Origin of the sequence: Sphingomonas sp. (assembly GCF_019749955.1) — a bacterium.
In the GTDB taxonomy this organism is placed as follows: Bacteria; Pseudomonadota; Alphaproteobacteria; order Sphingomonadales; family Sphingomonadaceae; genus Sphingomonas.
The window spans coordinates 1-10241 of sequence record NZ_JAIEPC010000056.1 but is presented as its reverse complement, the minus strand read 5'-3'; the positions used below and the strand labels follow the sequence as shown (position 1 = coordinate 10241).

At 64.4% G+C, this 10241-nt stretch carries 9 protein-coding genes; 4 read left to right on the top strand and 5 right to left on the bottom strand.

The genetic code is table 11. The features are described from left to right. The coding region (locus K2W81_RS11365; protein WP_294104364.1) for a thioredoxin family protein at positions 1-1286 on the top strand (1286 nt) is incomplete at its 5' end. Positions 1287-1303: 17 nt separating this feature from the next. Here the strand turns inward: K2W81_RS11365 and K2W81_RS11360 are convergent. Next, positions 1304-1843, bottom strand: coding sequence for a hemerythrin domain-containing protein (locus tag K2W81_RS11360; RefSeq protein ID WP_294104362.1), 540 nt, complete (start codon positions 1841-1843; stop codon positions 1304-1306). 150 nt (positions 1844-1993) lie between these two features. Between K2W81_RS11360 and K2W81_RS11355 the strand changes: the two genes are divergently transcribed. Then, the gene (locus K2W81_RS11355; RefSeq protein ID WP_294104361.1) at positions 1994-2539 is read left to right on the top strand and encodes a hypothetical protein; all 546 of its coding nucleotides are present in this window, start codon (positions 1994-1996) and stop codon (positions 2537-2539) included. A 30-nt stretch (positions 2540-2569) separates the two neighbouring features. Here the strand turns inward: K2W81_RS11355 and K2W81_RS11350 are convergent, their stop codons facing one another. The 4 genes from K2W81_RS11350 to K2W81_RS11335 form a co-directional block, all read right to left on the bottom strand. Further along, positions 2570-3121 (bottom strand): peroxiredoxin family protein, encoded by a 552-nt coding sequence (locus K2W81_RS11350; RefSeq protein WP_294104359.1) that lies wholly within the window; start codon positions 3119-3121, stop codon positions 2570-2572. A gap of 426 nt (positions 3122-3547) precedes the next feature. Beyond that, a complete protein-coding gene (locus K2W81_RS11345) occupies positions 3548-5338 on the bottom strand; it encodes a long-chain fatty acid--CoA ligase (RefSeq protein WP_294104357.1) in 1791 nt (596 codons plus the stop codon). A gap of 41 nt (positions 5339-5379) precedes the next feature. Continuing rightward, on the bottom strand, positions 5380-7077 hold the full coding sequence (gene ggt / locus K2W81_RS11340) for a gamma-glutamyltransferase (protein ID WP_294104355.1): 1698 nt from the start codon (positions 7075-7077) through the stop codon (positions 5380-5382). A 31-nt stretch (positions 7078-7108) separates the two neighbouring features. After that, complete coding sequence (locus K2W81_RS11335; protein ID WP_294104353.1) at positions 7109-8146, bottom strand: quinone-dependent dihydroorotate dehydrogenase; 1038 nt, start codon at positions 8144-8146, stop codon at positions 7109-7111. A 196-nt stretch (positions 8147-8342) separates the two neighbouring features. Here K2W81_RS11335 and K2W81_RS11330 point away from each other — a divergent pair, with 196 nt between their 5' ends. Both K2W81_RS11330 and sufB read left to right on the top strand, forming a co-directional pair. Continuing rightward, positions 8343-8759, top strand: a complete 417-nt coding sequence (locus K2W81_RS11330; protein ID WP_294104351.1) for an SUF system Fe-S cluster assembly regulator — start codon at positions 8343-8345, stop codon at positions 8757-8759. Between the two features lie 178 nt (positions 8760-8937). Then, on the top strand, positions 8938-10241 hold a 1304-nt coding region (sufB, locus tag K2W81_RS11325), incomplete at its 3' end, for a Fe-S cluster assembly protein SufB (RefSeq protein WP_294104349.1).

Genomic DNA, 10241 nt, shown 5'->3' with positions numbered 1-10241 from the left:
CGCAGAAGGCCGTCTCGCTGTCCGCAGCGCCGGGCGTGGTGTCACCTGCCAGTGGGGAAAACGGACAACGAGCCGGGGCGGAAAACGGCGTTCTCGTGGCGACGCTGATCGCGCTGGGCGGCGCGATCCTCGGCGGGCTGATCCTCAACATCATGCCCTGCGTCTTCCCGATCCTCAGCCTGAAGGCCTTGAGCCTCGCCAAGGGATCGGTCGATGAGCGCGAAGCGCGGCGCGAGGCGCTGGCTTACACCGGCGGCGTGCTGACGGTGATCATGGGGCTGGGCGCGACGATTCTCGCGCTGCGGGCCGGTGGCGCGGCAGTTGGCTGGGCGTTCCAGCTGCAAAGCCCGGCGACGATTGTCGTACTGCTGCTGCTGGTGGTCGCGCTGACGCTCAATCTGGCCGGACTGTTCGAAATCCCGACGCCGCGCTTCGTCGATTCGGCGAGCGGCGCGAGCGGCGCCTTTGCGACCGGCGCGCTCGCGGCGATCATCGCGACGCCGTGCACCGGCCCGTTCATGGGCGCGGCGCTGGGGGCAGCGCTGGTGCTGCCGGCGGCGGCGGCGATGGCGGTGTTCTTCGGGCTTGGCTTCGGGCTCGCTATCCCCTTCCTGCTGATCGGCTTCGTGCCCGCCCTGCGCAAAGCGCTGCCCAAGCCGGGCGCGTGGATGGAAACATTCCGCCAGATATTGTCGGTGCCGATGGGCCTGACCGCAATCTGGCTTGCCTGGGTGCTGGGCGGTGAAGCGGGGGTCGACGGCATCACGCTCGGGCTGATCGGTGCGCTCGGCGTCGGGATCGTGCTGTTCGTGGTCGGCAAGCGCCAGCACAGCGGCCTGTCGGCGCATTGGCTGAGCGTCGCCGCGCTGGTCGCTGTGACGGCGGCGACCGCCTACGCCATCCGCCCGGTGCCCAAGGGTGCGACTGCTGCGACCGCGCTGGTGGCCGAGAACAAGGCGGCGTTCAGCGAGGAAAAGCTCGCCGAGGCGCGGGCGAAGGGCCAGCCGGTGTTCGCTTATTTCACCGCCGACTGGTGCCTGACGTGCAAGGTCAACGAACGCCTCGCGATCGACACCGATCAGGTCAAGGCGGCGTTCGCCAAGCACAATGTCGCGGTGATGGTCGGCGACTGGACCGACGGCGACCCCAAGCTCGGCCGCTTCATCGAAGCCCACAACCGCGCGGGCGTGCCGCTGTACCTGTTTTACAAGCCGGGCGCGAAGGAACCCGAAGTGCTGCCGCAAGTCCTGACCCCGGCGATGCTGAGCGAGCTGGCCGGGGGGTAGGGAGACGCGAGGGGCGACTAGGCAGCGATGCCGGCCCCTTCGCTCTTCCTGAGTGCCAGCAGGCCGACCCGCAACGCGGTGGGATAGAGGATGGCATTCTCGGCACGGACGCGCTCGGCGAGGCGAAGCGTCATCGCTGCCGTTTCCTTGCAAAACGTCGGCCAGTCGCTTTCGATGCTATCGAGCTGCCACTCACGCAGGTACACGTCCCAATCGCGACGCAGTTCGGCGAACTCGGTCGCAAAGCGCACCGCAGCGCGCGCATAAGTCGGATCCAGCCGAACGGCCAGGCGCGTATAGAGCATGCTGTCTTCGTTCGCGAGGTGGACACGAAGTTCATGGGCCAGCTTGCTCAACGCAAGCATCGCGCCAATCGGGTCGGCGGTCTCTGCGTTGACCAACGCCTCAAGCGCACCGAGCGCTTCATCGATCTGATCATGCTCATCGAGCAAACGCTTGAAGGTCACGCCGGGTCTTCCCTCTGTTGATAATCGCCTGAGCGATTGATTACACAACGTCGTTAATTGATTGCTGCCGAGATGGTTGATGGTTCGCAAAACTACCCGATCTGGGTAGCTTGCCGGGGCAATCCTGATCTCCGGCGGCCCAGCGACTTCCTTAAATTTTACAGGGTGATCCGGGTGCCCCGGCGCAGGTCGCGACGCGCCGTCGTCGGCGGGCCGGTCGGTCGGTCGGTCGAAAAGGCGATGATCGCCACGTTGGATAATTTTGGGCTAAGGTCGTCGGTGATGCAGCTAAGCACCGTCATGAACCTGTGCCGCACCTTTGAGCGCGCAGGCCTTGCCTTTTGGGTCGATGGGGGCTGGGGCGTCGATGCGCTGCTGGGCGAACAGACGCGCCCGCATTCGGACTTGGATCTCGCCATGCATTTTGCCGACATTTCGGGGGTTCAACGCGCCCTCGAGTCATTGGGGTATGAGCGCCTCAATCGCCCCGAAGATCGCGTGTGGAACCCGGTGCAGCAGCACCCCACGGATGGGTCGGTCGACCTGCACGGCTTTGTGCGCGACGCCAGTGGGAACGGCGTTCTGGGTGAGCCGTCGGAAAACTCGATGTATCCGGCCGGCGCGCTGGGGGGCGTGGGGATGCTGGGCGACGTGGCGGTGCGCTGCATCGCTGCGCCCTTTGTCCTGCAGTTCCGGAACGGCTTTGAGCCGCGCGCTGTGGATCATCACGACGTCGCGGCTCTCTGCACCCGATTTGACCTTGAGCGCCCCAGCCGCTTCGTGTGAGCGAGCGGCGGGGGCGGAAGGTTACGTGACTCAGTGTGCGTCGACCGCCGCCAGGATCGTCGCGTTGCTCGGGCGGATCTTGTAATCGTCGGTCGACAGCTTCTTCTTCACGACGCCATCGGCGCCGATCACGAGCACGGTCGCGGTCGGCACGCCATAAGCGAAATTGCCCTTGGGATAGGCCGGATCGCGCAGACCGAAGGCGTCGATCATCTTCGACTCCTTGTCCGACAGCAGCGTGTAGTTGATCGACTGGCGCGCGGTGAAATCGGCGAGCTTCTCGGGCGAATCATAGCTGATCGCCGCGAGGCTGTAGCCGCGCTTTGCCAGTTCGGCGGGGAGCGCGCGGACGTCCTTCAACTGCGCCTGGCAGTAGGGACACCAGCTCGCCGAGCGGAAGAAAATCAGCACGGTGCCCTTCTTGCCCGCAATCGACGCAAAGTTGCGCGCCTTGCCGGCCGTGTCGACGGCAGTGAAACCGGCGGGCACATGCGCGCCGACGGCGATCGGGGCAGCGGCATAAGCAATCGAGGAAGCCGCAAGCGCGACGGGGACTGCGAGTAGCGTGGGGGCAAAGCGCATTTGAATCTCCTGAATTTGTGGAACTCCCGACAGGGTACGCTGGCTGCGCGCGGAACGTTACAGACGGGACGATAGTGCACGTTCGGGGCCGGAGATTGCACGCCCCGCACCGTTGTCAGCGAGTTCCTGCCTCTACCGTTCGTGTCGAGCGAAGTCGAGACACGGGAGCGAGGCGAGTCGCTTGCGGCCTGTTTCTCGATGTCTCGACTAAGCTCGACAGAGCCTTCGCTCGAAACGAACGGGAGGGGTTAAGGGGCTAAAGCGAACACCGGTTGAGTTGCCCCTTTTCTCCCGTTTGCCCTGAGCTTGTCGAAGGGCCGTTCTTCTTTCCCACCGACGGGGCAGAAGAAGGACAGTGCTTCGACAAGCTCAGCACGAGCGGTCTATGGATAATCCGAGATAACGCAGTCGTGCGCTTGCGACCACTTAACCCTTGTACAACCCGTCCAACCTGGCGCCGTACACCTGCTTCAGCACATGCCGCCGAATCTTCAGGCTCGGCGTCAGTTGCTCATTCTCGATCGCGAAGGGCGCGTCGGCGATGATGAAGCGACGCACGCGTTCGATCACCGACAAATCCTTGTTGACACGATCGACCGCCGCGCCAAGCGCCGCGCGATAGTCGGGATTCTCGGCGAGCTTCTCGAAGTTGCAGCTCGTGCCCGATTTCGCGCAATATTCCTGCGTCCATTCGGGATCGGGCACCAGCACCGCGACCATATAGGGCTTGCGGTCGCCGGTGATCATCGCCTGCAGGATTTCGGGCTGGAGCGTCAGCATGCCCTCCACCTTCTGCGGGGCGACATTGTCGCCCTTGTCGTTGATGATCAGGTCCTTCTTGCGATCGGTGATCTTGATCCGGCCCTTGGCGTCGATCTGGCCGATGTCGCCGGTGTGGAGCCAGCCGTCTTTGAGGACGCGCGCGGTTTCCTCCGGATTGCGCCAATAGCCGTGCATCACCAGCTCGCCGCGCACGAGGATTTCGCCATCCTCGGCAATGCGGACCTCGGTGTTGACGAGCGGCGGGCCGACAGTGTCGTGTTTCAGCCCGACCGAGGGGCGGTTGCACGAAATGACCGGCGCGGACTCGGTCTGGCCATAGCCCTGCAGGAAACAAATCCCGAGCGAATCGAAAAAGATACCGATTTCGGGATTGAGCGGCGCGCCGCCCGACACCATCGCCTTGATCCGCCCGCCGAAGCGCTTGCCGATGCGCGGTTTCAGCGTCGCGCCGAGCAGCGCGTCGATGGGCATGTCGAGCATCCCGCGCTTGCCTGCTGCCTTGCGCCCGCCGATGCCGACGGCCTGGTTCATCATGAAGGTCGCAAATTTGCCCTGCTTTTCGACTTGCTTGACGATGCGCTGGCGCAACACTTCGAACAGTCTGGGCACGACGACCATGATCGTCGGCCGCGTTTCCTCCATGTTGGAGGCCAGTTTATCGAGCCCTTCGGCGTAGTAAATTTGCCCGCCGAGCCCGATCGGGAAATGCTCGCCAGCCGTGTGCTCATAGGCGTGGCTGAGCGGCAGGAACGACAGGAAGACCTCGTCCTCCCAGCCGAAATCCTCGCTGATGACAGTGCAGCAGCCATTGACGTTGTGCAGGATCGCGCCGTGATGCTGCACCACGCCGCGCGGCGCGCCGCCGGTGCCGCTGGTGTAGATGATGCACGCCGGGTCTTCGCGCTTGAAGGTCGCGGCGGCGTCGGCCGTCGCGGGCGGCGTCGGGTGATCGGCGATCAGCGCGTCCCATTGGTGGAATGCAACCGCGCCTGACTGGCCGATGCGCAGATCCTCCATGCCGATCACGATCCGCGCCTGGCTCGATCGCAGCACGGCGGGCAGCAGCGTCTTGGCGAGTTTCGCGTTCGACACGATCACCGCGCGCGCGCCGCTGTTTTCCAGAATGTAGGCGTGATCGCGTTCGGTGTTGGTGGTGTAGGTCGGCACGGTGATGCACCCCGCCGCCATGATCGCAAGATCGCTGATGCACCATTCGGGTCGGTTTTCGGAGACCAGCATTACCCGGTCGCCGGGTTGCAAGCCGATCGCCTTCAGCCCCGCCGACAGCCCCGCGACGCGTTCAGCGGCTTGGCGCCAGCTGATCGACTGCCATGTGCCGCCCGATTTAGCCCACAGGAACGGCTTGTCACCGCCTTCACGCGCGCGGGTGAAGAACATGGTGACCAGATTGGGAAAATGTTCGAGCTTGCGCATCTTCTCTCCAGCATGCGCGGCTGCCCATTGGCAGTCCGCGGTTATTCGGTCAGCGCCACACCCACGCTACGCGGATCGGCGGCGCCGACCCAGCCCTTGGGCGTGCGTTCGGCGGCGTTGGCTTTCAGTCCGAGCTTGGCGACCGACACCTTGTGGCCCAACGCCTCGATCGCGGGCTTCATCGGTTCGAGCGCGGTGCCCTGTTCAAGGATCAGCGTGGTCCCGTTGAAATAGACAAGGCCATGGCCGATCGCATCGCGCGCATTCATGCCCCAGTCGAGATGCGCGATCAGCGCTTTGGCGACCTGCATGATGATCGTCTTGCCGCCAGCCGCGCCGACGGTGAAGACCGGGTGGCCCTTTGTGTCGTACACGATCGTCGGCGACATCGACGACAGCGGGCGCTTGTTGCCTTCGACCCGGTTGGCGACCGGCGCGCCGTTCTTTTCAGGCGCGAAAGTGAAGTCGGTCAGTTCGTTGTTGAGCACGAAGCCGCCCGCCAAAATCTGGCTGCCGAACGGCCCTTCGACGGTCGAGGTCATCGTGCCGACATTGCCCGCGCGGTCGACCGCGACGAAATGGGTGGTGCCCGCGACTTCGCTCGAAATGGCGGCGGTGCGGGGTTCGGCGCCCGGGGGCGTGCCTGCCTCATAAGTGCCGAGCGCCTTGTCGGGCGAGAGCAGCATCGACCGCGACTTCAGATAGGCCTTGTCGGTCATGCCCTTGAGCGGGATCGGCACGAAATCGCTGTCGGCGAGATATTTCTCGCGGTCGGCGTAAGCGAGCAGCATCGCTTCGCCGATCAGATGCCACGACACCGGATTGCTCGCGCCCAGTTTCTTCATGTCGAAGCGTTCGAGCATGCCGAGGATTTGCAACACCGTGACCGCGCCCGACGACGGCGGTCCCATCCCGCAAATCTTGTAGCCGCGATAGCTGCCGCAGATCGGGGGCCGTTCCTTCGCCTGATAGGCGGCGAGGTCGGCGAGCGTGATATCGCTAGGGTTGCGCTGCGCGGTCGTCGCGGCGGTCACAATCGCTTGCGCATTGGCGCCGGTATAGAAGGCGTCGGCGCCCTTGTCGGCAATCAGCCGCAGCGTCTTTGCCAGATCGGGGTTCTTCACCAGCGCGCCTTCGGTCAGCGGCTTGCCATCACGGGTATATTGCGCGCTGATCGCCGGGAAGGCGCTCCAGACCTGGCTGACATAGCCCATGCCCGCCGCCATCGGCTTGGTGACGGTATAGCCCTCTTCGGCGAGCTTGATCGCGGGGGCGAACAGCGCTTTCCATGGCAGCTTGCCAAAACGCTGGTGGACCATCGCCATCAGCCGGATATTGCCGGGGACGCCGACCGACAGCCCGCCGGGGACCGCCTGGAAAAACGGCATCGGCTTGCCGTCGGGGGTGAGGAAGCGTTTGGGCGTCGCTGCGGCGGGTGCCTTTTCGCGCCCGTCGATCGTCACCAGCTTGCCGCCCGCTTGCTGATAGACGAAGAAGCCGCCGCCACCGATGCCGCTCGATTGCGGCTCGACCACGGTGAGCGCGAGCATCATCGCCATTTCGGCGTCGGCCGCGCTGCCACCGGCGCGCAGGATGTCGCGCCCCGCTTCGGCCGCGCGCGGATCGGCGGCGGAAACGATGCCGCGCGCCGATGCGGCCGGTTTGGGCTTCGGCGGATGGGCGAGCGCGGGCGTGGGGCTCAGCAGCAGCGCCGTCAGCGCGATCAGCGTAATTCTCATGCGCCAAACCCTAGCCAGATTTGCCGTAGCGTCAAAGCGCTTTGGCGGCTTGCGCTTCGGCGAGGGTCGCAAAGCCATCGCGTTTGAGCAGTGCAGCCAGCCCCGCATTGATCGCGTGCGGCAGGCCGGGGCCGCGATAAACGAGCGCGGAATAGAGCTGGACCAGCGCTGCGCCGCCGGTGAGGCGGGCATAGGCCTCCTCCGCACTGCCGATCCCGCCGACTGAAATCAGCGGCAGCGTGCCGCCGGTCGCCGCGCGTGCTTCGGCGAGCTTGGCGCGGGCGAGCGGGGCGAGAGGCGCACCCGACAGGCCACCCGTTTCCTTGGCGTTGGCCGAGCGCAGCGGCGGGCGGCTGATCGTGGTATTGCTGACGATCAGCGCGTCGATCTTCGCGTCGATCGCGGCACGGGCGATATGGTCGATGCCCGCGCTGTCGAGATCGGGCGCGATCTTCAGGAACAGCGGCGTCGTGCCGCGCGCCTCAATACAGGCCACCAGCAACTCCGCGAGTTCGGCGCCATATTGCAGGTCGCGCAGGCCCGGCGTGTTGGGTGAGCTGATATTGATCGTGATGTAATCGGCGATCGGCGCGGCCTTGGTCACGCTGGTGCGATAATCGGCGATGCGGTCGGCGGCGTCCTTGTTCGCGCCCACATTGATGCCGAGCACGCCATTGCGCTTGGCGGCTTTCGCGCGGGGAAGCGCGGCGTCGATCCCGCCATTGTTGAAGCCGAGCCGGTTGATGACGCCTTCGTCCTGGACCAGTCGAAAGATGCGCGGTTTTGGATTCCCGGGTTGGGGGAGCGGGGTGAGCGTCCCGATCTCGACGCTGCCGAAGCCGAGGCCGAACCAGCCGTCGATCGCATCGCCATTCTTGTCCACCCCGGCGGCGAGTCCGAGCGGCGAAGCGAAGTCGATCCCGGCGACGCGCGTGCGCAGAACTGGATCGGGGGCTGGGGCAGCGAACGGCGTGCCGAGCTTCGCCCAAGCCGCAAGCCCATCGATCGTCAGCCCATGCGCACGCTCGGCATCAAGGGCGAACAGGGCGGGGCGCAAGACGGAGAACATCGCTCTGGCTTTGGCAGGGCCTAGGCGGGGGAGCAACTCTTCGCGCCCTTTGTGTTCTTCGCGTTCTTCGCGTGAACCAATTTTCTTTTCACCCGAAGAACGCAAAGAAGAAGGCGATATGGCCCTTCGGGCTGGTTGACGCGGGCGTCGCAAAGGCCCATTTGACAATCGGATCAAATTTGTCCGATTGGAAATCATGCGCCTGTCCAGCCTTGCCGATTATGCCGTCGTGATGATGAGCGCAGCCGCGCGCCATTGTGGCGTCAGTGGGCGGCTCAACGCGACGCTGCTGAGTGAGGAAACGGGCATTCCGCTCCCGACCGTCCAGAAGCTCGTCAGCCGCTTGTCGAGCGCGGGCCTCATCGAAAGCGCGCGCGGCACTGGCGGTGGCTTTCGCCTCTCGCGTCCGCCCGCGAGCATCAGCCTTGCCGACATCATCGAAGCCGTCGAGGGGCCAATCGCGATGACGGCGTGCGTCGACGAAGGCCGCCATGATTGCCTGATCGAGGAAGATTGCCGGGTGAAGCCGCACTGGAACGCCGTCAACGGCGCGGTGCGCGGCGCGCTTGCCCATGTCTCGCTCGCCAGCCTGAGCGCGGAGCCGATCGCATGACCGTTCAGCCGCGCGCAGCGCATTTTTCGCTCCTTCTTCGTGCCTTTGCGTCTTCGTGTGAGTCAAATATTCTCACACAAAGCCACGAAGGCGCGAAGAAGGGTTCGTTCACGCGGAGGCGCGGAGACGCGGAGAAGCTAGAGAAATTTGAAAGCCGCTGCGCGGCGGGGATTATTTGATGGCCACCAAGAACGCCGAGGCGATCGCCGCCGCGAACAAGAAGTATGAATGGGGTTTCAGCTCGGACATCGAGCAGGAATTCGCCCCTAAAGGACTGTCGGAAGACACCGTCCGCTTCATCTCCGCCAAGAAGAACGAGCCCGAATGGATGCTCGACTGGCGGCTGAAGGCCTATCGCCACTGGCTGACGATGGAATCGCCTGACTGGGCCAAGCTCGACCTGACGCCGATCGATTATCAAGACGCTTATTATTACGCCGAGCCCAAGGCGAAGCCCAAGCTCGGGTCGCTCGATGAGGTCGATCCCGAAATCCTGCGCGTCTATGAAAAGCTCGGCATCCCGATCGCCGAGCAAAAATTGCTCGCGGGCGTCGAGGGCGGTGAAGAGGGCGGCTTGCCCGCGCGCCGGGTCGCGGTGGATGCGGTGTTCGACAGCGTCTCGGTCGCGACGACCTTCCGCAAAGAGCTGGAAAGCGCCGGCGTGATCTTCCGCAGCATCAGCGAGGCGATCAAGGAATATCCTGATCTCGTGAAGAAGTGGCTAGGGAAGGTCGTCCCCATGCACGACAATTACTTCGCGGCGCTCAACTGCGCGGTCTTCAGCGATGGCACCTTCGTCTACATCCCCGAAGGCGTGCGCTGCCCGATGGAGCTCAGCACCTATTTCCGCATCAATGCCGAAAATACCGGCCAGTTCGAACGCACGCTGATCGTCGCCGACAAGGGTGCGTACGTCAGCTACCTCGAAGGCTGCACTGCGCCGATGCGCGACGAAAACCAGCTCCACGCCGCCGTCGTGGAACTGGTCGCGCTCGACGATGCCGAGATCAAATATTCGACCGTGCAGAACTGGTATCCCGGCGACGAGAATGGGCTGGGCGGCATCTATAATTTCGTGACCAAGCGCGCGCTTTGTCAGGGGAAGAACTCGAAGGTCAGCTGGACGCAGGTCGAAACCGGCAGCGCGATCACCTGGAAATACCCGAGCTGCGTCCTCGCGGGGGATGGTTCGGTCGGCGAATTCTATTCGGTCGCGGTCACCAACAATCGTCAGCAGGCCGACACCGGCACCAAGATGATCCATCTCGGCAAGAACACCCGATCGACGATCGTGTCGAAGGGGATTTCGGCCGGTCGTTCGGACAACACGTACCGAGGCTTGGTGCGCGTATCGCCGACCGCGGAGGGCGTGCGCAACTTTACCCAGTGCGATTCGCTGCTGCTTGGCGACCAGTGCGGCGCGCATACCGTGCCGTACATCGAAGTCCGCAACCCGAGCGCGCAGATCGAGCATGAGGCGAC

What these genes read in the sequence shown, in the direction of transcription:
- K2W81_RS11330 (WP_294104351.1), top strand. Translation starts at nt 8,343, where the DNA reads ATGCGCCTGTCCAGCCTTGCCGATTATGCCGTCGTGATGATGAGCGCA.
- K2W81_RS11345 (WP_294104357.1), bottom strand. Translation starts at nt 5,338, where the DNA reads ATGCGCAAGCTCGAACATTTTCCCAATCTGGTCACCATGTTCTTCACC.
- ggt (WP_294104355.1), bottom strand. Translation starts at nt 7,077, where the DNA reads ATGAGAATTACGCTGATCGCGCTGACGGCGCTGCTGCTGAGCCCCACG.
- K2W81_RS11335 (WP_294104353.1), bottom strand. Translation starts at nt 8,146, where the DNA reads ATGTTCTCCGTCTTGCGCCCCGCCCTGTTCGCCCTTGATGCCGAGCGT.
- K2W81_RS11350 (WP_294104359.1), bottom strand. Translation starts at nt 3,121, where the DNA reads ATGCGCTTTGCCCCCACGCTACTCGCAGTCCCCGTCGCGCTTGCGGCT.
- K2W81_RS11355 (WP_294104361.1), top strand. Translation starts at nt 1,994, where the DNA reads ATGATCGCCACGTTGGATAATTTTGGGCTAAGGTCGTCGGTGATGCAG.